The sequence below is a fragment of the Amycolatopsis roodepoortensis genome, assembly GCF_024628825.1.
GTDB lineage: Bacteria > Actinomycetota > Actinomycetes > Mycobacteriales > Pseudonocardiaceae > Amycolatopsis > Amycolatopsis roodepoortensis.
Genome location: NZ_CP102415.1, coordinates 7,114,754 through 7,137,481, shown reverse-complemented (window position 1 = coordinate 7,137,481; position 22,728 = coordinate 7,114,754). Strand labels below are relative to the sequence as shown.

26 protein-coding genes are annotated in these 22,728 nt (G+C 70.0%); 9 read left to right on the top strand and 17 right to left on the bottom strand.

Annotation, left to right across the window (positions count from 1 at the left end):
* Positions 1-40 precede the first annotated feature (40 nt).
* On the bottom strand, positions 41-892 hold the full coding sequence (locus NQK81_RS34220) for a nitroreductase/quinone reductase family protein (protein ID WP_257484751.1): 852 nt from the start codon (positions 890-892) through the stop codon (positions 41-43).
* A 383-nt stretch (positions 893-1,275) separates the two neighbouring features.
* Between NQK81_RS34220 and NQK81_RS34215 the strand changes: the two genes are divergently transcribed.
* Complete coding sequence (locus NQK81_RS34215; RefSeq protein ID WP_257484750.1) at positions 1,276-2,532, top strand: HNH endonuclease signature motif containing protein; 1,257 nt, start codon at positions 1,276-1,278, stop codon at positions 2,530-2,532.
* 806 nt (positions 2,533-3,338) lie between these two features.
* Here NQK81_RS34215 and NQK81_RS34210 read toward each other — a convergent pair.
* Complete coding sequence (locus NQK81_RS34210; RefSeq protein WP_257484749.1) at positions 3,339-3,809, bottom strand: GNAT family N-acetyltransferase; 471 nt, start codon at positions 3,807-3,809, stop codon at positions 3,339-3,341.
* Between the two features lie 31 nt (positions 3,810-3,840).
* Positions 3,841-4,716 carry an aminoglycoside phosphotransferase family protein gene (locus tag NQK81_RS34205; protein WP_257484748.1) on the bottom strand — a complete coding sequence of 292 codons (876 nt, stop codon included), beginning with the start codon at positions 4,714-4,716 and terminating at the stop codon, positions 3,841-3,843.
* Between the two features lie 28 nt (positions 4,717-4,744).
* On the opposite strand from NQK81_RS34205, the gene NQK81_RS34200 reads away from it, so the two are divergent.
* On the top strand, positions 4,745-5,290 hold the full coding sequence (locus NQK81_RS34200; protein WP_257484747.1) for a GNAT family N-acetyltransferase: 546 nt from the start codon (positions 4,745-4,747) through the stop codon (positions 5,288-5,290).
* Here the strand turns inward: NQK81_RS34200 and NQK81_RS34195 are convergent.
* The gene (locus tag NQK81_RS34195) at positions 5,261-5,686 is read right to left on the bottom strand and encodes an acyl-CoA thioesterase (RefSeq protein ID WP_257484746.1); all 426 of its coding nucleotides are present in this window, start codon (positions 5,684-5,686) and stop codon (positions 5,261-5,263) included. The two genes, NQK81_RS34200 and NQK81_RS34195, sit on opposite strands and share 30 nt — an antisense overlap.
* A gap of 27 nt (positions 5,687-5,713) precedes the next feature.
* Complete coding sequence (locus NQK81_RS34190; RefSeq protein WP_257484745.1) at positions 5,714-6,490, bottom strand: helix-turn-helix domain-containing protein; 777 nt, start codon at positions 6,488-6,490, stop codon at positions 5,714-5,716.
* A gap of 67 nt (positions 6,491-6,557) precedes the next feature.
* Between NQK81_RS34190 and NQK81_RS34185 the strand changes: the two genes are divergently transcribed.
* The gene (locus NQK81_RS34185) at positions 6,558-7,277 is read left to right on the top strand and encodes a hypothetical protein (RefSeq protein ID WP_257484744.1); all 720 of its coding nucleotides are present in this window, start codon (positions 6,558-6,560) and stop codon (positions 7,275-7,277) included.
* Between the two features lie 4 nt (positions 7,278-7,281).
* Here the strand turns inward: NQK81_RS34185 and NQK81_RS34180 are convergent, their stop codons facing one another.
* The 5 genes from NQK81_RS34180 to NQK81_RS34160 form a co-directional block, all read right to left on the bottom strand.
* A complete protein-coding gene (locus tag NQK81_RS34180) occupies positions 7,282-7,656 on the bottom strand; it encodes a DUF427 domain-containing protein (protein WP_257484743.1) in 375 nt (124 codons plus the stop codon).
* A gap of 63 nt (positions 7,657-7,719) precedes the next feature.
* Positions 7,720-8,892 (bottom strand): class I SAM-dependent methyltransferase, encoded by a 1,173-nt coding sequence (locus NQK81_RS34175; protein WP_257484742.1) that lies wholly within the window; start codon positions 8,890-8,892, stop codon positions 7,720-7,722.
* Position 8,893: 1 nt separating this feature from the next.
* Positions 8,894-9,856: a class I SAM-dependent methyltransferase gene (locus NQK81_RS34170; protein WP_126732853.1), complete on the bottom strand. Its 963-nt coding sequence runs from the start codon at positions 9,854-9,856 to the stop codon at positions 8,894-8,896.
* A gap of 5 nt (positions 9,857-9,861) precedes the next feature.
* A complete protein-coding gene (locus NQK81_RS34165; protein WP_005167845.1) occupies positions 9,862-10,641 on the bottom strand; it encodes an enoyl-CoA hydratase/isomerase family protein in 780 nt (259 codons plus the stop codon).
* Between the two features lie 55 nt (positions 10,642-10,696).
* Positions 10,697-11,509 carry an ABC transporter ATP-binding protein gene (locus NQK81_RS34160; protein ID WP_126732852.1) on the bottom strand — a complete coding sequence of 271 codons (813 nt, stop codon included), beginning with the start codon at positions 11,507-11,509 and terminating at the stop codon, positions 10,697-10,699.
* Between the two features lie 317 nt (positions 11,510-11,826).
* On the opposite strand from NQK81_RS34160, the gene NQK81_RS34155 reads away from it, so the two are divergent.
* Both NQK81_RS34155 and NQK81_RS34150 read left to right on the top strand, forming a co-directional pair.
* Positions 11,827-12,375, top strand: coding sequence for a cysteine dioxygenase (locus NQK81_RS34155; RefSeq protein WP_126732851.1), 549 nt, complete (start codon positions 11,827-11,829; stop codon positions 12,373-12,375).
* Positions 12,372-12,767, top strand: a complete 396-nt coding sequence (locus NQK81_RS34150; RefSeq protein WP_257484741.1) for a rhodanese-like domain-containing protein — start codon at positions 12,372-12,374, stop codon at positions 12,765-12,767. The genes NQK81_RS34155 and NQK81_RS34150 overlap by 4 nt, the downstream gene beginning before the upstream one ends.
* Positions 12,768-12,771: 4 nt before the next feature.
* On the opposite strand, the gene NQK81_RS34145 is transcribed toward NQK81_RS34150, so the two are convergent.
* The 4 genes from NQK81_RS34145 to NQK81_RS34130 all read right to left on the bottom strand — a co-directional run bounded on the left by NQK81_RS34145 (position 12,772) and on the right by NQK81_RS34130 (position 15,563).
* Positions 12,772-13,596 carry a hypothetical protein gene (locus tag NQK81_RS34145; protein WP_257484740.1) on the bottom strand — a complete coding sequence of 275 codons (825 nt, stop codon included), beginning with the start codon at positions 13,594-13,596 and terminating at the stop codon, positions 12,772-12,774.
* Positions 13,597-13,672: 76 nt separating this feature from the next.
* Positions 13,673-14,314 carry a putative T7SS-secreted protein gene (locus tag NQK81_RS34140; protein WP_257484739.1) on the bottom strand — a complete coding sequence of 214 codons (642 nt, stop codon included), beginning with the start codon at positions 14,312-14,314 and terminating at the stop codon, positions 13,673-13,675.
* A 16-nt stretch (positions 14,315-14,330) separates the two neighbouring features.
* Positions 14,331-14,687 (bottom strand): DUF6317 family protein, encoded by a 357-nt coding sequence (locus NQK81_RS34135; RefSeq protein ID WP_257484738.1) that lies wholly within the window; start codon positions 14,685-14,687, stop codon positions 14,331-14,333.
* 21 nt (positions 14,688-14,708) lie between these two features.
* Entirely contained in the window at positions 14,709-15,563 is an 855-nt protein-coding gene (locus NQK81_RS34130; protein WP_257484737.1) for a hypothetical protein, read from the bottom strand.
* A gap of 321 nt (positions 15,564-15,884) precedes the next feature.
* Between NQK81_RS34130 and NQK81_RS34125 the strand changes: the two genes are divergently transcribed.
* Positions 15,885-16,079 carry a LapA family protein gene (locus NQK81_RS34125; RefSeq protein ID WP_192743073.1) on the top strand — a complete coding sequence of 65 codons (195 nt, stop codon included), beginning with the start codon at positions 15,885-15,887 and terminating at the stop codon, positions 16,077-16,079.
* A 1-nt stretch (position 16,080) separates the two neighbouring features.
* On the opposite strand, the gene glgP is transcribed toward NQK81_RS34125, so the two are convergent.
* Positions 16,081-18,621 carry an alpha-glucan family phosphorylase gene (gene glgP, locus NQK81_RS34120; RefSeq protein ID WP_257484736.1) on the bottom strand — a complete coding sequence of 847 codons (2,541 nt, stop codon included), beginning with the start codon at positions 18,619-18,621 and terminating at the stop codon, positions 16,081-16,083.
* Positions 18,622-18,759: 138 nt separating this feature from the next.
* Between glgP and NQK81_RS34115 the strand changes: the two genes are divergently transcribed.
* Positions 18,760-20,229: a neutral zinc metallopeptidase gene (locus tag NQK81_RS34115; RefSeq protein WP_257484735.1), complete on the top strand. Its 1,470-nt coding sequence runs from the start codon at positions 18,760-18,762 to the stop codon at positions 20,227-20,229.
* A gap of 80 nt (positions 20,230-20,309) precedes the next feature.
* On the opposite strand, the gene NQK81_RS34110 is transcribed toward NQK81_RS34115, so the two are convergent.
* Complete coding sequence (locus tag NQK81_RS34110) at positions 20,310-21,272, bottom strand: tetratricopeptide repeat protein (protein ID WP_257484734.1); 963 nt, start codon at positions 21,270-21,272, stop codon at positions 20,310-20,312.
* Between the two features lie 97 nt (positions 21,273-21,369).
* Between NQK81_RS34110 and NQK81_RS34105 the strand changes: the two genes are divergently transcribed.
* Complete coding sequence (locus tag NQK81_RS34105) at positions 21,370-21,786, top strand: hypothetical protein (protein ID WP_257489907.1); 417 nt, start codon at positions 21,370-21,372, stop codon at positions 21,784-21,786.
* A gap of 1 nt (position 21,787) precedes the next feature.
* Here the strand turns inward: NQK81_RS34105 and NQK81_RS34100 are convergent, their stop codons facing one another.
* Positions 21,788-22,087, bottom strand: a complete 300-nt coding sequence (locus NQK81_RS34100; RefSeq protein WP_257484733.1) for a thiamine-binding protein — start codon at positions 22,085-22,087, stop codon at positions 21,788-21,790.
* An 87-nt stretch (positions 22,088-22,174) separates the two neighbouring features.
* Between NQK81_RS34100 and NQK81_RS34095 the strand changes: the two genes are divergently transcribed.
* Complete coding sequence (locus NQK81_RS34095) at positions 22,175-22,675, top strand: MarR family winged helix-turn-helix transcriptional regulator (RefSeq protein ID WP_126732839.1); 501 nt, start codon at positions 22,175-22,177, stop codon at positions 22,673-22,675.
* Positions 22,676-22,728 lie beyond the last annotated feature (53 nt).

The window sequence follows — 22,728 nt, the reverse complement described above, 5'->3', positions numbered from 1 at the left end:
TACACGCCCCGGGGCCGAAACCCCAGGGCGTCCGCATCGATCAGCCGGGCGCCGTCACGTTGAGCGCCGCCACGACCGTCCGCTCTTCATGGGCGAAATGCGCTTCGAGCGCCCCCGCGAGCGCGTCGAACTCGTCGCGCAAGCGAGCGGGGTCGCTCTCGCCGTGGACGTACCCCTCGACGAGCTCCCGGATCCGCTGCTGCAGGCCCGCGACGACGACATGGTCCTCCCCGAGTCGGGTCAGCACCGGCCCGAGCGCCGGGAACCGTTGCGCCAGCATGGGGAACGCGCCCATGTCCTCGCCGGTGTGATGCTTGGTCAACGCCTCGCAGAACGAAATACAGTGTGCCCGCAGGGATTTCTCCATCAGAAGCGTGTCCGCACGCCCGGCCACGATGTCGTCCACCCCGGCGCGCAGCGTCTTGAGCTCCTCCCGCAGCCAGTCGTGGACCTCCACCAGGAAGTCCCCCAGTCCCCGCACCCGGTCGTCGATCCGGTGCAGGATCACGACTGGCAGCACGCGTGTCGTTTTCGCCTGGTACTCGGCGAAACCCGGCTCCGCGGCGACGATCTTCGCGAACAACGCGTCACGCTCCGCCGCGGGCGGAACGGCCGCGACGGCCTCGTAGGTCTCGCTCCCGGTCTCGATCGTGACCCGGTGGTCACGCCGGATGTTGTGATACCAGCCCGGATGCGCCGGCGCCCCCATGTTCGAAGCGACGACGACGGTCTTGCCGTCGATTTCCAGGTAGCCCAACGGATTCGTCCGTCGCGCACCGGTATTGGCGCCGGTGGTGGTGAGCAGGATCAGCCGCCACCCTTCGAACATGCCGCCGAGCTTTCCCTTGCTCCGCCTGAATTCCTCTATCACCTGGTCGTTGAAGCCGGTCAATGCGATCCTTTCCCGTCGATGTGTCGACAGAAGGGCGCGGAACCGCCACCGGAAGAGCGCACACGAGCCTGGACGCACCCGGTTTTCGGGCGCACCACATGGAGGCGTCGTCCCACGACGAGGGGATGACTGAATACGAGAGACGGTGTGTGCCGATCTCTGGTGGCCGAGTAGCCGCTACCTCCATGCGTAGGCCCATACGGGGCTCGAGGACGACGTTAGCACGAGCCGGGTCCTGTGCGCACCACGCTTTCGCGTTACCGAAGGCACGTTAAGGCGCTTCGCTGCTTTAAGGCTCCTTCGTGGTTGCCATTTTTCGGCAATTCTCTGCACTGGACCGTTCGGCCTAGCGCAGGTGTTCGATCCAGAGTAGCTTTGAGGTCGTGGCCAGGAACGATGCATCCCAGGGGACGTCCACCGAGTGGTGGCGCGTCGACACCGCGACGCTGCATGCCCGCAAACAAGAACTGGAAATCCTGAAGCGCCGGGCGGATGCCGAACAGTATGAGATTCTGGCGGAAATCAATTCCCGTGGGGTGCGTGGGTGTAGTGGGCATTCGACGTTGGCGGCGTTGATTTTCGAGGACTTCCTGGTGACGGACAAGGAAGCCAGCGCCCGCGCCGACCGCGTCCTGGCCCTGCATCCCGGCCCGTCCATCGGCGGAGACCCCGAACCGCCCCTGGCGCCGTTGACCGCCCAGGCCGCTGCGGAGGGGGCGATCGGCGGTGGTCAGATCGACGCGATCATCCGCACCCTCGCCCGCATCCCCTCCACCGTGCCCGAGGAGGACGTGCGGGCCGGGGAGGCGATCCTGGTCGAGCTGGCGCGCCGGGCGGGACCGCGGCAGATCGCCCGCGCCGGACGCCGCCTCCTGGACGAACTCGACCCCGACGGCAAAGAGCCCCGTAACGAGGACCCGAAGGACACCCGCCCGGAGCTGCGGTTCGTCAAACACCGCGACGGCACCCTCGGTTTGAAGGGCACTCTCGACCTGGAAACCTACGCCCGGTTGAAATCCGACCTGGACCCCATGGCCAAACCCCACAAAGCCATCGACGGAGTCCGCGACTCCCGCACCCAAGACGAACGCTACGGAGACGCCTTCACCGACTACGTCCGACTGAAAACCACCAGCCGCAACCTCCCAGGCCAAGCCGGCGAAGCCACCCACATTCTCGTCACCATGTCCTACGACGACCTGATCAACGACCTCGGCGAAGCCCACCTCGACCTCGTGGGCCCGATCAGCGCCACCGACGCCCGCATCCTCGCCTGCGACGCCCGCGTCCGGCCCGGTGTCCTCGGCACCGCCGGAGAACCCCTCGACATCGGACGCTCCAAACGCACCGTCTCCCTTGCCCAGAAATACGCCTTGACGATCCGCGATGGCGGCTGCGCCTTCCCCGGCTGCGACATGCCCGTACCCCGCTGCACCGCCCACCACATCGTCTTCTGGCGCCACCACGGCGAAACCAAAATCGACAACCTCGTCCTGCTCTGCACCAAACACCACCGGCTCATCCACCACAGCGAATGGAAAGTCCAAATCGCCCAAGACGGACTCCCCGAATTCACCCCACCCACCTACCTCGACCCCACCAGCACACCAAGACGCAACACCATGCACCTCAGAACATAGGCCGAACCGGAAGCCGAAATACTTGCCAGGGAGCGCGACTGTCCACATGAGACAGAAGTCGCGGTACCCGATCCGGCACTTCGCAAGTGTCGTGAGCGAAGCGTGCCCAATGACGCCAATCGGGCGTCCAACGACAAGAGTGGCCAGGGAATGCACGAGCGGCCCGTAGACCAGTCCAGAACCACGCCGCGGAGACTGCTTCACTTGAGGCAAGTGAAGAAAACCCGTTCGGCGGGAGCTCAGTCATGCCTTTCCACCCTAAAGAGCCCCACCTCAGGCCGAACGCCTCTGCGGCGTTGCGCGAACCTCTTCGCAACGCGACCAGTTCGCCCCGCCGCCCGCTCACCCGTCGCCGTGCCGCGCCGCCCCCTCACCCCTCACCCCGCCGCCGCGCCACGCCACCCACTCACCCCTCGCCCCACCGCGCCGCCCGCTCACCGTTCGCTCCGCCTTCGCGCCGCCCGCTCACCCCTCACCCCACCGCGCCACCCACTCACCGTTCGCTCCGCCCACTCACCCCTCACCCCACCGCCCACTCACCCCTCACCCCGCCACGCCACCCACTCACCGTTCGCTCCGCCCACTCACCCCTCACCCCACCGCCCACTCACCCCTCACCCCGCCACGCCACCCACTCACCGCCGTCGCAACACGACCGGCCACCCCGCCCCCGCCACCCTGCGGCCCGCCCACCCCCACCACCCATCAGAAACCACCGCACGAAAGGCCCCTTCCCCACATCCGACGCGAGGAAAGTCCCCTTCACCTCACCTGCCCGACCCAACCCACGGCGCGAGGCGTAATCCCTAATCCAGCGCCAACTCCCCGACCACCTGGTCCCCGCTCGTCTCCCCGGTCAAGCGGAACCCGAGCCTCAGGTAGAAGCGCTCGGGCCCGTCGTCGCCTGGGTGCCAGCACGCGGTGAGCCGGTCGCCGCCCCGGCGGCGGATCTCGGCGGCGACGGCCTCGACCGCGAACCGGCCGTAGCCTCGGCCCTGCTCGCCTGCCGCGATGTTGAGCCGCCACAGGCCCGAGCGGATGTCCGTACCCGTGCCGTCGCCGGCGAAGTCGATGTCCAGGAAGGCCATGAGGAAACCGACCAGCCGGTCACCGTCGAAGATGAGGCGGGGCCAAGCGACGCCGGGGTGCACGTAGGCCTCGGCGAGGGACTTCACGACCGGCGCGACCAAATGGGCTTGCGCCGGGTGGACCTTCAGCTCGATCGCGGCCTCGAAGTTGGCGGCGGTGACCTCGGCCAGCCGGAGTGTCTTCGTCATGCTGGAACCGTAATTCGGAGGATCAAGCGATTTACGCTTCGTCCAGCACCGCCCGGATCACGTGCCTCGCGTTCCCCGCCATCGCCTCGTTGGTCCCGCGGTAGTACGGCAGCGCGATCAGTGCCTGCGAAAGCGTCCGCGCGCGGCCGCGGCTCCAGGTCGCCTCGTCCACGCCGAGCGCCTCGCGGAAGACTTGCCTCGCGTCGGCGGGCAGGAGGTTCCACGCCGGGAACAGGTCGCAGGCCGGGTCGCCCGCGCCCAGGCAACCGAAGTCGATCACCGCGGAAAGCCGGTCGCCGTCCACCAGCAGGTTGCCCGGCATCAGATCGGCGTGCAGCCACACCGGTGCTTCCTCCCACGCCGGAATCCTTAATGCCTCCTCCCAAAGGGCGAGGGCGGCGTCGCAGTCGACGTTCTCCTCGGGGATCGCGCGCAGGCTTTCGATCGCCGACCGCGTCTCCGCGTCCAGCGTCGTGAGCGGTCCGCCGCGGTGCGCTTTCGGCGCTTGCGTCATGGGGATTCGCCGCATCGCCAGCACGAACTCGGCCAGGTCTTCGGCCAGCGGTACGGGCAGGCGGAGCGCGTCCGGCCGCGGGTTCTCGCCCGGCAGCCAGCGATACACCGACCATGGCCACGGGTAGCCGTCGGCCGGTGCCCCCGCGCCGAGCACCTCGGGGATCGGCGTCGGCAGCCGTGACGCGATACGCGGCAGCCACTTCTGCTCCAGCGCCACGTCTTTCGCGCCGCCTTCGGTCAGGGGCAACCGGACGACCATGTCGTCGCCCAACCTGAACATGGCGTTGACCGTGCCGCCCGACGGCCACCGTTCGACCGTCCGCCCCGCCCACCGGGGGAACCGCGCCGCGATCAGCTTCCGCACCAGCATTTCGTCGACCACGACGGACATCCAACCACCGCGCGGGCATCATCTAGCCATGCCGATCCTCACCGGCCCCGAGCCACTCACCCCCGAGCGCACCATCCGCCCGGCCCGGCCGGGCGAGGAGGACGCCGTACTCGACCTCCTCGCCGAAGCCGCCGCTTGGCTCACCGGGCGCGGGATCCACCAATGGCCGCAACGCTTTCCCCGGGAGCCGGTGCGCGATCAGATCCAGGCGGGTGAGGCGTTGCTGGTCGTCGGGCACGGCGAGCCGATCGCGACCTGTGTGGTGACCGAGGCGGATCCCGGGCTCTGGGGTGAAACGCGAGAACCGGCCTACTACCTGGGCCGCCTCGCGGTGGCGCGGGAGGCGGCCGGGGCCGGGCTCGGGAACAGGATCATCGACTGGGTCAGCGAGAAGGCCACGACTCACCACAAGGCCTTCGTCCGGGTGGCGACCACGAGGGACAACGCCGCCTTGCGCGGGTTCTACGAGCGCATGGGTTTCGAGCACGTGGCCGATCCGCCCGAGGCGAAATGGCCCACCAGCCTCTACGAAAGGCCAACCGGCTCACGGCAGTCCGAGGATTTCCGGCCGTGAGACGTACTGCCGCCAGTGCCGCCCCGGATCCGGGACGAGGCGGCGGCTTTCGAGATCCAGCAGCCCGGAAAGGCTCTCGACCTCGGCCACGACGGCGCCGTCCGGTGCCACGAATTCCTGGACGACCCGTGACACCTTGCCCGGCTCCCAGGCGAACCTGGTCAAGACGTCGATCCGCGCGCGGGCACGTAGTTCCCGGCGGAACCGGACCGTCGTTTCGAGGTTGACCGGGCCGAGGTTCCCGGCCTTGAGCGCCAACGGGTCCACTCCGGCCGCCCACACGCACTCCCAGCGCGCGTGATCGGCGTACGCGAGGTAGGCGGGGCCGCGGACGTGACCGTTGATGTCGAGATCGTCCGTGCGGATGTCGATGGTGACGCGGAAAGGTTCGGGCACCTCCCGATCTTCGCCCCGGCGGACCGTTCAGTCTGGAACATTTCGGCCAGTCCACGACCGCACGAGCGCGCCGGGCGAAGTGCCCGACAGCCGGCGGCACTCGCGCCCGAGATGGGACTGATCCGCGTAGCCCACATCGGCGGCGACGTCGGCGAGCGACGCCTGGCCCCGGCCCACGGCCCCGACACGCTCGAGGAACCGGCGGAACCGCAGCACCCGCTGCAACTCCTTGGGACCGACGCCGACGTCATGCCGCATATGCCGCCGAAGGCCACGCTCGCTCACGCCCAGCTCCGCGGCCACCCGGTCGGTCCGTGCACCGGGCGCACGCAGCGCGCGAGCGGCCGCGAGGGACAGCCCGTCCACCTCGACGTCCCGGAGCCTTTCGGCGATCAGCGTTTCCAGCACCGAGCGCGCCTCGCCGGGCGTCCCGCACCCGGCCAGCTCGGACTCCGCGCGGCGTGCGCCGGCGGCCCACAGGTCGCGCAACGGCGTCGCGCCCGCGCTCAGCTCCGTCATCGGCAGGCCCAGCACCGCACCACCGACGCCGCACTTCAGGCGCAGCCCGGCGGTCCACTCCGCCGGCGGCAGCTCGTGCCGCAGCACCCCTCGCACCGTGGTGACCGCGGCGAGCACTGTGCCGTCCCAGACGAGGTCCACACAGCCGTCCGGGAACACCCTCAGCGGCCGACGGCAGCCCACCAGCCCCGTCCAGGCGCTCTCGACGACGCCGGCCACGGCCGCGCCCGGCGTGCTTTCGCGGTACACCGAACGGCCCGAACGGCGACGCAGCGGAACACCCACGTCCGGCAGTATGCCCCCGCCCACCGACAAGATGCGCTCCACCTGATCTTGCTGAAGACTTGCCGCCGTGCTGCGACCGGTGCTCGACCCGTCCCCCGCCGAGTGGATCTTTCCCAGGCTCGGCGGGACGTTCGGCGCGGCCGGTCGCACGGTTCCGCGTGGTTACGCCGCCTACGCGCGTCTCTGCCACCCCGCCGAGCGCGACCGCGGCGGCTGGGCGAGCTGGAGCGAAGCCGCGGCCGAGACGGGACGGCGCGCCCATGGCGCCATGCAGTGGCACGCGCTGGTCGGCTCCCCGGATCCGGTGAATCTCACCGGCTCGCTCTGGCGGGGCTCGCCGCCGGGACGCGGCACGCTGCCGTCGCACAGCCTCACCGCGCTGCTGGCCGTCCTCGGCGAGCACACGTCCGCTTCGGAAGCCTGGTTCGGCCTCTGGGACGGCTACGGCTGGGCCGACGAGGCGACGTTGTCCCGCGAGCACCTCGACGCGCCACGCCTGCGCCACCCCGGCCGGGACTACCTGCTCTTCCAAGGCCCGCTGACGTCCGCCACGGAACTCGGCTGGCGGCCCCGGCCGAACTGGTTCGAGGCGCAGTCGCCCAACCTGTTCTGGCCGGACGACCGCGCGTGGTGCGTCGCCACCGAAGTCGACTTCGATTCGACCCTGGTCGCGGGCGAGCAGGCCCTCATCGACGCCCTGGTCAAGGCACCGGGGCTGGAGGTCTGGCCGATCGAATCCGACACCTCGCTGGCTGCCGACGGGGACCGGATCAACCAGCTCCCGTGACGGGTCAGCGCTCTTCGATCGCGTCCACCTTCGTCGGGTAGAACGCCACGTGGTCCTTGATCTCGGCGACCGCGTCGTGCGGCGCCTCGTAGGTCCAGACCGCGTTCTCGGCGACGCCGTCACCGGTGCGGATGCTGTAGTACGACGCGTCGCCCTTGAACGGGCAGTACGTCGAGTGGTCCGTCCGCTCCAGCAGGCCGAAGTCGACGTCGGCGCGCGGGATGTACTGCGCGGGCGGGTAGTTCGCCTCCCGCAGCGTGAGCGCGTTCGCGCTGTCCGCGACGACCTTCCCACCCACCGTGACGACCACCCGCGCCTTGTTCGGCTCCACCGTGATCGGGTGCTCGGCGCTGGGCTTCAGTACCTTCTTGTCAGACATGGATCAGCTCCCTCGAGGGTTTCCGATACCGGGCACAGCGACGCCGGCCGCGCGGATATTCCCTCAGGCGGGTAGCTGCGCGCGGCAGAGGAACGCCACTCCGGAACGACCGATCCTGGTCAGCACCAGAGTCGCTTCCTCGCCACCGCGGGGCTTCAGTTTGCGCCGCAACGCGTCCGGGTCGATGTCGAGCCCGCGGACGAGGATTTCCAATCGGCCGATGTCGTGCTTCTTCAGCAGGACGCGAAGGTTCTTCTCGCTGTACGGTCCGTGCTCGAACACCCGGAACGCCCGGATCCCGGGCGGCGGGGTGTCCCCGGTCAGGTACGCGATGCGCTCGTCGAGCTGCCACAAACCGTGCCGCGCCGCGTAGTGCCGCACGAGCCCGGCCCGGACGACGGCGCCGTCGGGGTCGACGATCCATTCGCCCGGCTCACGCGCGGGGATCTCGTCGGGATCGGCGTCGGTGACCGTCCATTGTGTACCGTCCGAACGCAACACCGTCGCCCGGCGCGACACCGTCGAGCCCACTCCGCGCCACAGGCACGCCTCGCGGACCTGACCGTCCAAAGAGACCAGTTCGACCTCGTCCGCCCAGGGCGCGATGGAGAAATCGAGGCCCGGCGCGCATTTGACCGAAAGCTCGCGTCCGGGATAGGCGTCGACCAGGCCGTCCAGCGGTGGCAGGAAGTCGGCGGGTTTCCACGCCCGGCGCCCGGCGGAGTCACGGCGGGCGGGGTCGGCGACGACGACCGCGGCCCGGCTGACCGGCCGCAACGCGTCGGCCCTGAGCAACGCCGGCGAAACCCCGGCCTCGGCGGCGTTGTGCCGTGCCATCGCCAGCCGGACGTCGTCCAGATCCGAGCCCAGCGCCTTGGCGGCGACGCGGGCGATCTCGATCAGGTCGGCACCGATGGAACACGTCACGTCGTGGACGTCACGACCGGCCAGCCGGGAGGCCCGGTGCCGGGCGACCAGCGTGGCGCTGGCCTGCTGGAGGGCGTCGCCGGTGAACAGCCACGAGCCCGCGGCGTCCAGTTTGTACGACGACTTCCGCCGCAGCACCACCGTTTCCAGCACCGCGGCCGCGTGGTCCGGGGCGATCCGGCGCACGGCGGCGACGTCGGCGATGCGGGTCTTGTCGGTCAGCGGCAGGGAAGAGCATTCGGCGAGCGCCGCGCTTCCCGCGCCGGAGCGCAGGAAGGCGACGTCGTCGAGGGTGAACTGGTACGGCAACCTACGATCGCTTGGTACCGGTGATCATCACGTTGTAGAACAGCTCGCGCGGCAGCACCTTGGCGAGCAGCTTCTTGTCCAAAGCGGACAGCCGCAGCCACAGCCGGTACGCGAACAGACGCCAGCGCAGGGTCAGTTTCTCCTGCGGCACGGCGGCTTCGAAGGTCCGGATCGGCCAGCCCGCGAGCGCGGCGGCGAACTCCTCGGTGACCGCGCGGACATCCTGCGCGCCCGCGCCGCGGGCCATCGACTCGAGTTCGGACGGGTCGAAGGTGTGGATGTCGACCACGGCCTCAAGCGCGGCCGCGCGGGAGGACTCGTCGAGTTCCTCCTGCGGGCGGCGCCAGCCGTTCAGCACCGGGAGCTTGGTCAGGTTGGTGGTGAGGTACCACGTGATCTGGCCGAGTTTGCGGGCGTAGAAGTCGCCGACCTTCGTCGGCTCGCCCGCGAAGACGAACCGGCCGCCCGGCTTCAGCACCCGCAGCACCTCGGCGAACGCCGCGCGGACGTCCGGGATGTGGTGCAGCACGGCGTGCCCGACGACGAGGTCGAAGCTGTTGTCCTCGTACGGGATCCGCTCCGCGTCGGCGACCCGCCCGTCGACGTCGAGGCCGAGGTTCTCGGCGTTGCGCAGCGCGACCTGCACCATGCCCGGCGAGAGGTCGGTGACCGAACCCTTCTTGATCACCCCGCCCTGCATCAGGTTCAGCAGGAAGAAACCGGTGCCGCTGCCCAGTTCCATCGCGGTCGGGTACGGCTGGCCGTCCTCACCGGCGACGGCGTTGAACACGTCCGTCGCGTAGGAGATGCAGCGCTCGTCGTAGGAAATGGACCACTTCTGGTCGTAGGTCCCGGCTTCCCAGTCGTGGTAGAGCACGTTGGCGAGCTTGGGGTCGTCGAAGGCGGCCTTGACCTCGTCGGCGGTGGCGTGCGGATTCGGCGCCGGATCGTTCACCTGCGTCATCGGGCTTACTTCCCCTCGAAGGTGGCCTTGCCAGGGCCGTTTTCGATGAACGACTTCATGCCGTTGCGCTGGTCCTCGGTCGCCCAGAGCGCGGCGAAGAGGTGGGATTCGAGCTTGAGACCGCTCGCGAGGTCGGTGTCGAGACCGCCGTCGATGGCGGCCTTCGCGGCGCGCAGCGCCACGGCCGGGCCGTTCGCGAACTGCGAGGCCCACTTGTGCGCGGCGGCGTAGACGTCGTCCGGCGCCACGACCTCGTCGAGGATGCCGAGCGCGAGGGCCTCTTCGGCCTTCACGAAACGGCCGGTGAACACGAGGTCCTTGGTCTTGCTCGGGCCGATGAGCCGCGCCAGGCGCTGCGTGCCGCCGGCGCCGGGGATGACGCCGAGCTGGATCTCCGGCTGGCCGACCTTGACGTTGTCACCGGCGATCCGGCGGTCGGCGGTCAGCGCGAGTTCGAGGCCGCCGCCCAGCGCGTAGCCGGTGATGGCCGCGACGACCGGCTTCGGGATGTTCGCGATGGTGGCCAGCGACGCCGTCAGCGCCGCGCCGAACTTCGCGATCTCCGGGTAGGTGCGCTCGGCCATCTCCTTGATGTCCGCGCCACCCGCGAAGGTCTTCTCGCCGCCGTAGAGGATCACGGCGCGCACGTCGTCACGCTCGGAGGCCTCACGGGCCGCTTCGGCCAGCTCGGCCTGCACCTGGTTGTTCAGCGCGTTGACCGGCGGGCGGTCCAGCCGGATCGTGCCGACCCCGCCTTCGACCTCGAGACTTACGAACTCTCCCACGCCGTCCTCCTTAACCGTCCAAGACAGAGTGCAGGCTACCGGTCAGTACGACCCGTCAGCGGCGACGGGCGAAGAAGCGATCACCGGATCGTTCGAGCAGGAGGTCCTGGTCGAACGTCTTGGACAGGTTGTCGCTGGTCACGACGTCGTCCACGAGACCGGAGGCGACCGCGCGGCCGTCGCGCAGCAACAGCGCGTGGGTGAACCCCGGCGGGATTTCTTCCACGTGATGGGTGACGAGCACCATGGCCGGAGCCTCCGGGTCGAGGGCCAGCTCGGAAAGGCGGGCGACGAGGTCCTCGCGGCCGCCGAGGTCGAGCCCGGCGGCGGGCTCGTCGAGCAGCAGCATCTCCGGGTCGGTCATCAGCGACCGCGCGATCAGCGTCCGCTTGCGCTCGCCCTCCGACAGCGTCCCGAAGGTGCGGTCGGCCAGGTGCGCGATGCCGAGGGCACCGAGGAGCTCCATGGCGCGGTCGGTGTCGAGGCTGTCGTATTCCTCACGCCAGCGGCCGACGACGGCGTAACCGGCGCTCACCACGACGTCGACGACGCGCTCCTCGCCCGGCACACGCTGGGCGATCGCGGCCGAGGTGAACCCGATCCGCGGGCGCAGCTCGAAGATGTTGACCTTGCCGATCCGGTCGCCGAGCAGGTCGACCGTTCCGGTGGTCGGGTGGAGCTCGGCCGCGGCCAGCCGGAGCAGGGTGGTCTTGCCCGCACCGTTCGGGCCGAGCACCACCCAGCGCTCGTCCAGTTCCACGGTCCAATCGAGGTCGGCGAGGAGGTCGTTGCCTGTTCGGCGGACCCCGACACCGGTCATCCTCACCACGAGGTCGTCAAGTTCGCTGGGCTGGATCGGCTCGCTCACGCGCCCATTGTGTCCGCACTCGCGCGCGTGTGTGCACCGGGCCGCCGGTCGGGGGAAAGCGGCTGGTCCAGGAAGTGGGACGAAGCGACCCGCGCGCGGTGGCTGTGGCACCATCGGCGACGTGATCAGGTCCGTGTCCGCCGCCTTCCCCGTCATCGGGGGCTCTTTCTGGCGCCGCCGGGCCATCGACCTGCTCCTCGTCGCCTCGTGCGGGTGTACCACCGCGCGACACGGCTGAGTTCCTCTTCCGACGGCACTCCCCGTGTCGCGCCGCGCCCTGCCTTCCGCGCCCGCGAACCTTCACGAGGAGCCTTTCCGTGACCACGTCCATCACGCCCCGCCAGGATTTCGAGATCCACCCGCAGCTGGCCGACCCGCTGCTCCCCGATCTGCTGCACCCCGACCGTCTGCTCTGGACGCCCCGCGAACTGGCCGAGCTGACCTCCACGGTCACCACCGAGCTGACCTCGGGCCTGCGCGGCCTGCTGCGCTTCGACCCGGACCACCGCTGGTGGGCGCGGCTCGCGCTGACCGACGGCGTCGAGCTGTGGCTGCTGTCGTGGCTGCCCGGCCAGCAGACCAAACCGCACGACCACGGCGGCGCGTCCGGCTCGTTCACCGTGCTGCAGGGCGAGATCGGCGAGGAGTACCGGTATCCCGGCGGCCCGGTGCGGCGCCGCACCCACGTCGCGGGCGAGGGCATCGGCTTCGGCGCGGGGCGCGCGCACCAGGTGACCGGCATCGGCACCGAGCCCGCCGCCAGCGTCCACGCCTACTCGCCGCCGCTGGTCGCGACCCGCGAATACGCCACGCTCGCCGACGTTCCCGCCGAGATCCCCTCGCTGGCCCCGATACTGGGCCGATGAGCGCGATCGACAGCCTGCTGGCCACCGCCCGGGCCGGACTGGACCGGGCGGAGCCCGAGCGGGCACTGCGGCTGCAACGGGACGGCGCCCTGATCGTGGACATCCGCCCGCACGTCAACCGGGCCGAAGAGGGCGAGATCCCCGGCTCGGTGGTCGTCGAGCGGATCCATCTCGAATGGCGGCTCGCGCCGGACAGCGAATGGCGGCTGCCGGAGGTGAAACCGGACTCGACGGTGATCGTCGTGTGCAACGAGGGGTACTCCTCGAGCCTCGCCGCCGCCGACCTGCAGCGGCTCGGCCTGCCGGGTGCCACCGACCTCGAAGGCGGGTTCCGGGCCTGGCGTTCGGCGGGGCTCCCGGTCCGGGAAGGCGGCACCCCCGCCGTTCCCTGATCCGCTACCGCCGGACCGCGAGCCTGGCGACCGATTCCGGGGAGAGCGGGAGCGCGGCGTGGATCCCGGTGCCCCGCGTCGGCCTGGGGTTGACCAGCACGCCCGTCGCCGCGGCGCGGCCGGCGGCCGCGAGCACGACCTCGCGGCCGGTCCGGTGCCGGATCCGGCCCCAGCCCGCGCCGGTGACCGCGCGGTACTCGGCCAGCAATCGCTCGTCGGTGAAGACGCAGAGCCAGTCGCCGTGCGCGCCGAGCCGGGCCGGGACCGGGGCGCCCGCCTCGTCCGCCGGACCCCACACCGTGCCGTCGAGGAACATCCGCATGACCGAGGGGACGGGCTCGCGCGGGCTTCGTTCCCGCTCGGGGCGGACGTTCTCGGCGATCCACCGCGAAGCGAGCCTGAAGTCTTCGCCGGTGAGGTCCTCCTGGAAACCGTCGAGGCTGTTCTTGACGCTGCCGAGGAAGTCGTAGAACCGCCGGGTGCAGGTGCGCTCGGAGACCGGCACCCGGCCGCGGCCGACCATGGTCCTGATCCGGCCGACCATGCCCGCCCCGCCGTGCACCGGATCCACGCCGAGGTTGTAGGCGGTCCAGACGATCTCGGGCATGAGCGGGTCGGCGAACCGATCGAGAACGCGGTTCAGCCGCAGAAGGACGATTTCCCGCGTCCGGCCGGGATCGGCGTCCTCGGCGATCCCCCAAATGCCCCGCAATTCCGGCCCCAGCGCGTGGCGCAGCCCGTCCTGCCGGATCCCGGCGCGGGCGTGGACATGGTGCAGCCGGTCCTTGGCTCTGCGCGAGGTTTTCGTTTCCTTAGCCGAAGCCACCATTCCTCCGCCATTCGGGAAGGGCCCGGCAAAGTGTATTTCACCAGGCCGTTCCGCATTGTCCGGCGTAAATCGAAGATCAGAGGTTTCCTCTGTTCGCCACCGGCTTGACAAGCGGGGGCATGGACCAGAATCGCCACATGGCGTCACTCAGTCCCTGCGCCCGCCGGTCGAATTCGACCGGATCGGCCAGCAGGAGAGCGGGCACCAGTTCAGTCTGGTCCGGGCCGGTGTCGGGCGTCGGTGAAATCGGCCCAGCGGTAGGCGCGGGCCGGGATTCCTGGACCACGCGCCGGTCGACCTCACCGAGCACCGTCTTCAACGCGGCGAGGTCCCTGCCCACTTCGGTGAGCGTGGCCGCGGCCCGTGCCGCCGCCTCGGTCCGCTGGGCGATCAACCCTCGGATGAGCGCGGGATCCGCGGTGTCCCGCGCGGCCCGGGTCAACTGCTCCAGGACCGCCACGTAATCGTCCAGCGCCCGCGCGGCGCGGGCGTGCTCCTCCGCGACCATCCGGCACCGGGCGGCCAACTCGGTCCGACGGCCCGAATACGCGTCATGTCCAGGGCCGGACCAGCCATGAGGATCGATCTGGCGCACCTCGACGGCTTGGTCCTCCAGCGTCCGGGAAACCGCCCGCAAGCGCTCCGCCTCGCTTCGGAGCACGCTGACCGTCCCGGCCGTCCAGGGCGCGCTCGCCCCGTCCGGGTCTTCCGGCTTCATCGTCCGTCCTGTTCGCTCAGCCGAGAACGGCCCGGATGGTGCCGTCGTCCGAGTCGCCGGTCCGCCGGGCAAGGCTTTCGGCGGCCCCGATCGCAGTGACCTTCTCGATCGCCGCTTCTTCGCCGTTCCGGTAGGCGCGCGCAGCCTCGCCCAGCCGGTCCCCGAGGCGCCGCACATCCTCGGCGAGCACGGCGACGCTGTGCGCGGAAGCCTCCTGGAAGCTCTCCAGCGCCGCGACGAGCACGGGGTCCCCCGCTTCGCTCGCCGTGGCCTTGAACTTCAGCGCCGGTTGCCTGGTGATCATCTCGGTGATGTCGTGGAGCCGGTCGCCCGCCCGGCCGAGCTCGCCGGGAACGGCCTCGAAATCGAACATGTCCGGTGTCCTCGTCTCGGGTCAGCACTCACGGGCGAGCCGGTCGATCTCCGCCGGAGGAAGGGGGAGCGTGGCGTCGGCCCCCGCGCCCAGCACCGGACTCGGATCGATCAGGATCCCGGTCGGGAAGATGCGGCCCGCCGCCGTCCGCACGACCTCACGACCGGTCCACCGGCCGATCCGGGCCCAGCCCGCACCGGTGGACTCGCGATAGGCGGCCAGCAGGCGCTCTCCGGTGAAGACGCACAGCCACTCGCCCCGGGTATCGAGCTTCGCCGCGAGGGGTACACCGTCTCGGTCCGCGGGGCCGTGGACAGGGCCGTCGAGGAACATCTTCAGCACCGGGTCCATGGGGGTCCGCAACCCTCGGATCGCGGCGGACAGTCCGTCGGCGACCACGGCGGGTTCCGGAGGCTCGGGCCGGATGTTCCCGGCCAGCCAGCGCGAAGCCCGGGCGAGGTCCTCGTCGGTGATCGCGCTTTGTTCCGCGCTCAGGCTGTCCACGACGGCAGGCAGGAAAGTGTCGTTGAACCGGCGGGTGCAGGTCCGGACGCTGTACCCGATGCCGTCCTGTTCGACCAGTTTTTCGAGCCGCCGGACGACGCCGCTCTCCTCGTCGGGCGAAGCGGCGCCGAGGTTGTACGCGGTCCAGACGATCAGATGCATTTCGGTTTTCGGGAACTGCCTCAGGACACGGCTCAACCGCAGGAGCGCGATCTCCCGCACGCGCGACGCCTCGGCGTCTTCCGCGATCCCCCAGCGTTCGAGCAGCTCCGGGCCCATCACCCTGGCGAGCCCGTCCTGCCAGATGCCATTGCGCTTGTGGATGCCGAGCACACTGTCCTCGGGCTTTTTTCTTTTCCTCGTCGAAGTCACTATTCCTCCCCTGCGCGACCTCAAGGACGAAGAGCCTAGGCGATCACAATATGCCGCACGAATCGCCCCCACGCGCCCGATAAAGCGCCTTTCACCTGCACTTTTGCCATTTTTTGGACACCATCAGGGCTCGAACCCCCTTTTGTTCGCCACCGAATTGACAACGAACGCCGGTGACCAATCCGTGGCATATGAAAACCGTACGTACGTCTCATGACCACTTACTGGCCAAGGCCCGGCAGAGGGTGCGCGAAGACGATCAATCCGCTTAGCGTCGGAGCGACCGCCGCTGATCGAGCGGCCAGGAATCAGGAGTACGGAATGGAACTCGTCGTGATCGTCGGGCTGGCGATGCTGCTCGGGGCCGCGGCCGGCTGGCTCGTTTCGGCACGGTGGCATCAGCGCCGCCGGGCGGAACTCGTTCAGTTCGCCCAGGCATGGGAATACGCGCGGTACGCCGGATACGTCTCGGCGCACCGGTACCCGCATGGGACCGGTGCGCCTTTCTTGAGGTGATTCAGGCGTGGACGACCCGCGCCAATTCCGCCGGTGTCGCCAGCAGACGGTGTTTCGGCAGCACGCGGACGGTGTAACCGATGGAGCCCGGATGCGGCAGTTTCAGCCGCGCCGCGAACGCGCCGATCCCGTCGCCCGACATGGGGACGGTGACGGGGTCGCTCAGTTCGTCCCCGTCGCCCACCTTCCCGACGACGGCCTGAACGTCCACTTCGGACGGTTCGAGACCGGCGAGGTCGATCCGCGCCCGGATGGTCACCTCGGTCCCGGTGACCATCGGCGCGGAACCCTCGACGAGCAGTTCGGTGTCGAAGATCCGCACCCGCGGCCAGGCGACGTCCAATTTGGTCCGGTAGTCGGCCAGCGACAGCGCGCCGCGGTATCCGTCACCCGTGGCTTCGGCGACCATGCGCGAGGCGGGCAGATAACCCGATTCGACGTACTCCCGCACCATCCGCGCGGCCTGCACGCGCGGCCCGAGGGTCTCCAGCGTGTGCCACACCATCGACATCCAGCCGCCGGGAACGCCGTCGGCGCCGCGGTCGTAGAACAACGGCGCGATCTGGTGACCCAGCAGGTCGTAGAGCGCCGCGGCCTCCAGTTCGTCACGGCGCAGCGGGTCGGTGACGCCGTCCGCGGTCGGGATCGCCCAGCCGTTGCTGCCGTCGTAGCACTCGTCCCACCAGCCGTCGCGGATGGACAGGTTGAGACCGCCGTTGAGCGCGGACTTCATCCCCGAGGTGCCGCACGCCTCCAGCTGCCGCACCGGCGTGTTCAGCCAGACGTCGCAGCCGCGGTAGAGGTAGCGCGCCATGGACATGTCGTAGTCCGGCAGGAAGACGATCCGGCGCCGGACCTCGGGATCGTCGACGAACCGGACGATCTGCTGGATCAGCTGCTTGCCGCCCTCGTCGGCCGGATGCGATTTGCCCGCGACGACGAGCTGGATCGGACGCCGCTCGTCCAGCAGCAGCGCGCGAAGGCGCTCCGGGTCGCGCAGCATCAGCGTGAGCCGCTTGTAGGTCGGCACGCGGCGCGCGAAGCCGACGGTCAGCACGTCCGGGTCGAAGACCGTGTCGGTCCACCCGAGTTCGAGCGCGGACGCGCCGCGCTGCATCCACGCGGCCCGCACCCGGCGCCGCACCTCGGCGACCAGCTTCTCGCGCAGTTCCCGCCGCAGCGCCCACAACTGCTCGTCGCTGACGCCGTCCCGCAGCGGCTTGCCCCGCGCGCCGTCGAGACCCAGCTCCTCGTGATCGCGCCCGAGCAGCGCGCTCAGCTCGCGCGCCACCCAGGTCGGCCCGTGGACGCCGTTGGTGACCGACGAGACGGGCACCTCGTCGAAGTCGAATCCCGGCCACAGCCGCGAGAACATCCGCCGCGACACGCGGCCGTGCAGCGCGGAGACGCCGTTCGCGCGCTGGGCGAGCCGCAGTCCCATATGCGCCATGTTGAACAGGCCGGGGTTGTCCTCCGCGCCGAGCGCGAGCACGCGGCGCGGGTCGACGTCCGGGACCAGCCTGCCGTCGGTGAAGTACCGCTGGACCAGATCGACGGGGAACCGGTCGATCCCGGCGCTGACCGGGGTGTGCGTGGTGAACACGGTGCCGGCGCGGACGGCGGGCAGCGCCTCGTCGAACGCCAGCCCGTCGGCCTGGATGATCTCGCGGGCGCGTTCCAGCCCGAGGAATCCGGCGTGGCCTTCGTTGGTGTGGAACACCTTCGGCTGCGGATGCCCGGTCAGCTCGCAGTAGCGCCGCACCGCGCGGAAGCCGCCGATCCCGGCCAGGATCTCCTGCCGGATGCGATGGTCGGCGTCGCCGCCGTACAGCCGGTCGGTGACCGCGCGCAGGTCTTCGTCGTTGGCCTCGGTGTCGGTGTCCAGGAGCAGCAGCGGGATCCGGCCGACGCGGGCCTTCCAGATCTGGGCGTGCAGCGTGCGCCCGGCGGGCATCGCGACGTCGACCAGCACCGGCTTGCCGCCGTCGGTCACGAGTTCCAGCGGGAAGGCGTTCGGGTCGATCACCGGGTAGTGCTCGACCTGCCAGCCGTCGAGCGACAGCGCCTGCCGGAAGTACCCGGCGCGGTACAGCAGCCCGACACCGACCATCGGCACGCCGAGGTCCGACGCCGCCTTGAGGTGATCCCCGGCGAGCACGCCGAGGCCGCCCGAGTAGTTCGGCAGCGCCTCGGTGACCCCGAACTCCATCGAGAAGTACGCGACGGCGGGCGGGAGGTCGGCGTCGTCCTGCTTCTGGTACCAGCGCGGCTCGGCGAGATAGCGCTCCAGATCGGCGACCGCCTCGCGCGCGTGGGCGAGGAAGGCGTCGTCGACGGCGAGTTCGTCGAGCCGGGCCGGTGGCAGGGCGGTGAGCATCCGCAGCGGGTCGCGGACGCGGTTGAACAGCTCCGCGTCCATCGACGCGAACAGGTCGCGCGTGGGCGGGTGCCAGGTCCAGCGCAGATTCGTGGCGAGGTCACCGAGGCCGGAGAGCGACTCCGGCAGGCTCGCGCGGACGGTGAACCGGCGGACTGCTCTCATGAAGAGCGACCATATCGGCACGGCCCCCGCCCCGCTCAAGACCCACTTCGGGGATTACCTGCACGCGGGCCATAAGCGCTGGGTAGGGTCCCTGCTTGCCGGAGTACGCGGCCCGGTCGGGGCCCTGACGACAAGCGAGTGAACATGATCCAAGGGGGAGCGCGGGGCATACGCCGCCCGGCTCTGATCGCGGTCGTGACGGTGCTGGCCCTCGGGCTGAGCGCTTGCAGCGACAAGGGAAGCTCGACCGGCCAGCAGGGCAGCCAGCCGGGCGCCGGTGACATCGCCGGGCTGCCGGTCACGCATTTCGAGAGCGGGCTGAAGCCGAACGCGCCCAAGCCGGATCTGCAGGTCCGCAACGAGGACGGCTCCGAAGACGACCAGCTCGCCATCGCCGCCATCGCCGACGCGCAGGCCTACTGGACCGAGGTCATGCCGCGCGACTTCGGGCAGCCGTACGAGCCGCTGAAGTCGCTGCTGTCCTACAGCGCGAAGACCGACGACGAAGAGACCGAATGCGGCAGCGTCAAGAAGCTCGTCAACGCGTTCTACTGCCCGCCGGGTGACCTGGTGGCGTGGGACCGCGGCGTGCTGCTGCCGATGCTGCGCGAGCGGTTCGGGAAGATGGCGGGCGCCGTCGTCCTCGCCCACGAACTCGGGCACGCCGTGCAGTACCGGCTCGGCGAGAAGGCCAGCATCAAGAAGAACACCCCGTCGATCGTCAAGGAGCAGCAGGCCGACTGCTTCGCCGGCGGCTACTTCCGCTGGGTCGCCGAGGACAAGAGCAAGTTCTACCGCGTCTCCACGTCCGAGGGCCTCAACCAGGTCATGGCGTCGCTGTTCCTGATCCGCGACCAGGCGGGCACCAGCGCGACCAAACAGGGCGCGCACGGCACGGCGTTCGACCGCACGTACGCGTTCCAGGTCGGGTTCGAGAAGGGCCCGAAGGAATGCGCGGCGATGAACGAGGACAACATCAAGGCGCGGATCACCGAGCGCCCGTTCGACAAGGGTGACAAGGGCAAGGGCGACGCGAAGCTCGACCTGAAGATCATCGGGATCCTGAAGGAGAGCCTGGACAAGGCCTTCGTGGGCGCCGGCGTCCCTGGCCCGGAGATCACCGAGGACGGCAACGGCAGCTGCCCCGGCGGCCCGAGCACCCCGCCCGCGTCGTACTGCCCGTCGAACAACACCGTCAGCATCGACCTGGCCAAGCTGCGCGAGCTCGCCCAGCCGGTCGACCAGCAGGAGGAATGGGAAAGCGGGCACAGCGAGGGCAAGGGCGACTTCGCCGCGTTCTCGGAAATCGCGTCCCGGTACGCGATGGGCATCCAGAAGGGTGTCGGCGCGTCGATCGACAACGCGAACGCGGGTCTGCGCACCGCCTGCCTGGTCGGCGCCTGGGCGAAGGCCAGCACCGTGCCCGGCGCGACGTTGCGGCTCTCTTCCGGTGACCTCGACGAGGCCATCTCGGACCTGCTGAGCCCGGAGAGCCTGGTCTCGGCCGACGTCAACGGCAAGCGCGTGGACAACGGTTTCGAGCGGATCGAGGCGCTGCGGAAGGGCTACCTGGAGAGCTCGGCGGTCTGCTCGACCCAGTACGGCTGATCGGTCCCGCCCAAGTACATGAAGGCCCCCTTCCTTGCGCCTGGCGCAAGGAAGGGGGCCTTCATGTACCGCGAGAAACCTCAGTACAGAGCGCTCGCCAGATCCCGCCGCGCCTTCATGACGCGCTCGTCCGCCGAGTCGAACAGGTCGAACAGCGCCACCAGGTGCTCCCGCACGCGGTTGCGCTCGTCGCCCGCGGTACGCCGCACGACGGCGATCAGCCGCGCGAAGCCCGCCTCGGGCTGCTGCCCCGCGACTTCGAGGTCCGCGGCGGCGAGCTGGGCGTCGAGGTCGGCCGGGTTCGCGTCGGCCTTCGCGATCGCGTCCGGGCCGGCGGCCTCGGCGCGAGCGGTGAACTTGACCTGCGCCAGCGCGGTCTTGGCCTCCTCGTTCGCGGGTTCGACGTCGAGGATGCGCTCGTAGGCCGCCTGCGCCGCCGCGAAGTCGCCGCGCTCGAAGGCCTCCTCGGCCTCGGTGAACCGCGGGTCCTCCGGCACCTCGACACCGCCGCCGTTCTGCTCGGCGGCCTTGATACCGGGCAGCCGGTCGCGCAGCGCGTCGAGCAGCGAACCGAGCCACTTGCGGATCTCGGGTTCGGGCAGCGCGCCGGAGAACGCGTCGACCGGCTGACCGCCGCCGATGGCGATGACCGTCGGGATCGACTGCGCGCCGAACAGCTGCGCGATGCGCGGGTTGGCGTCGACGTCCACCTTCGCGAGCACCCAGGCACCGCCGGACTCGGCGGCGAGGCGCTCCAGCACCGGGCTGAGCTGTTTGCACGGGCCGCACCATTCGGCCCACAGGTCGACGACCACCAGCTGCTGCAAAGAGCGCTCGACGACCTCGGCCTGGAACGTCGCCTCGGTGACGTCGATCACGGCGCCGGCCGTGGCGGGAGCGGCACCGTCCGCCGGACGAGGTGGGGCAGGAGGCTGTTTCTGGGGCGCCTCGGCACGCGCCTTGAGCGCGGAAAGGTCGACCGCGCCGGAAAGCGCGGCGGAGAGGGCCGCCGTCTTCGATGCTGATCCGCGTGGGTGTGTCACGGTTCCATCCTGGCACGCATCCCCGAGCGTTTCACCGCATGCCCCCGGCTGCCCGCTTGGCAGGACGTCGGTGTTCCGGCAGGCTCGCCACGAGGGGGTGATCGACATTCCGACACGCAGGACGGCCACCGTGGCCGTCGCGATCGCCATCGCCGTCACGTGGGTGAGCGTCATCACGGTCCTGATCGCCCATCAACCCGATCCCGGTGTCGCCACTCCCGGGCAACTCCGGGAGGGCCTCACCGCCGCGCTCAACGAACACGACGTCGAGGCCCTCTCCGAACTCATCGACTACCCGCCCGCGTCGGCAGGCGACTTCGCGAAGTCCTATATCGACGCGCTGACCGAACGCGGCGCCCACGACGTGACGGTGAAGTTCGCCCCGGACGAGCTCGCGCCGACGTCGGCGACCGTCAGCGGGAAACTGGGCGACGGCAGTTCCTTCGGCTACCCGGTGGCCATCGCGGTCAAGGACAAGCTGTGGCTGGTCTCGTTCACCCCGCCGCTCCCCTGACTCATTCGCTCAGGTGCTTCTCGACGCGCTCCACCTTCGCGGTCAGCTGCCCCTCGTAACCCGGCCGGATGTCGGCCTTGAGCACCAGCCCGACCCGCGACGAGCCCTCACCCGCGGCCTCGACGGCCCGCTTCACGACGTCCATCACTTCGTCCCACGAACCCTCGATGTTCGTGAACATGGCGTTGGTCGAGTTCGGCAGGCCCGACTCACGGACCACTTTCACCGCGCGGGCGACCGCCTCGCTGACACCGCCGTCCTCCCCGGCCGCGGACGGGCTGACACTGAAGGCCACGATCATCTTCTGCTCCTCGTTCAGACGCTTTTCCCACGCATAACACCCGGTGGTGCGGCATGGCACGGGTACCCGCTGGTAACTTCGAGCGCCATGAGCCGTCCGTTGCCGTTCGACCCGATCGCCCGCGCGGCGCAGCTGTGGGAGGCCCGTATCGGGCCCTCCGAAACCATGGCCGCGGTGACCGGGATCATGCGCGTGCAACAGATCATCCAGTCCGCGGTGGACGGTGCGCTCAAACCGCACGGGCTGACCTTCGCCCGGTACGAGGCGCTGGTGCTGCTGACCTTCGCCCGCGCGTCCCATCTGCCGATGCGCGTGATGGGCGAGCGGCTGCAGCTGCACCCGACGAGCGTCACCAACATCGTCGACCGGCTGGAGAAGGACGGCCTGGTCAAACGCGTGCCGCATCCGACCGATCGCCGGACCACGCTGGTCGAGATCACCGACGAAGGCCGCGTACGCCGCGAAGAGGCCACGAAGGCGGTCACCGAGATCGACTTCGGGCTGACCGGGCTCACCGGCAAGCAGACCGAGCAGCTCACCGAGCTGCTCACCAAGGTCCGCAAGGCCACCGGCGACTTCACCGAATAGCGCGTGAAGGCCCCCTTCCCTCGGCTCAGCCGAGGGAAGGGGGCCTTCACGCG

Bases quoted from the DNA above. Each gene is read 5' to 3' on its own strand.
- NQK81_RS34210 (WP_257484749.1), bottom strand. From the start codon at position 3,809: ATGACGAAGACACTCCGGCTGGCCGAGGTCACCGCCGCCAACTTCGAG.
- NQK81_RS34205 (WP_257484748.1), bottom strand. From the start codon at position 4,716: ATGTCCGTCGTGGTCGACGAAATGCTGGTGCGGAAGCTGATCGCGGCG.
- NQK81_RS34200 (WP_257484747.1), top strand. From the start codon at position 4,745: ATGCCGATCCTCACCGGCCCCGAGCCACTCACCCCCGAGCGCACCATC.
- NQK81_RS34180 (WP_257484743.1), bottom strand. From the start codon at position 7,656: ATGTCTGACAAGAAGGTACTGAAGCCCAGCGCCGAGCACCCGATCACG.
- NQK81_RS34170 (WP_126732853.1), bottom strand. From the start codon at position 9,856: ATGACGCAGGTGAACGATCCGGCGCCGAATCCGCACGCCACCGCCGAC.
- NQK81_RS34150 (WP_257484741.1), top strand. From the start codon at position 12,372: ATGAGCGCGATCGACAGCCTGCTGGCCACCGCCCGGGCCGGACTGGAC.
- NQK81_RS34145 (WP_257484740.1), bottom strand. From the start codon at position 13,596: ATGGTGGCTTCGGCTAAGGAAACGAAAACCTCGCGCAGAGCCAAGGAC.
- NQK81_RS34140 (WP_257484739.1), bottom strand. From the start codon at position 14,314: ATGAAGCCGGAAGACCCGGACGGGGCGAGCGCGCCCTGGACGGCCGGG.
- NQK81_RS34135 (WP_257484738.1), bottom strand. From the start codon at position 14,687: ATGTTCGATTTCGAGGCCGTTCCCGGCGAGCTCGGCCGGGCGGGCGAC.
- NQK81_RS34125 (WP_192743073.1), top strand. From the start codon at position 15,885: ATGGAACTCGTCGTGATCGTCGGGCTGGCGATGCTGCTCGGGGCCGCG.
- glgP (WP_257484736.1), bottom strand. From the start codon at position 18,621: ATGAGAGCAGTCCGCCGGTTCACCGTCCGCGCGAGCCTGCCGGAGTCG.
- NQK81_RS34100 (WP_257484733.1), bottom strand. From the start codon at position 22,087: ATGATCGTGGCCTTCAGTGTCAGCCCGTCCGCGGCCGGGGAGGACGGC.
- NQK81_RS34095 (WP_126732839.1), top strand. From the start codon at position 22,175: ATGAGCCGTCCGTTGCCGTTCGACCCGATCGCCCGCGCGGCGCAGCTG.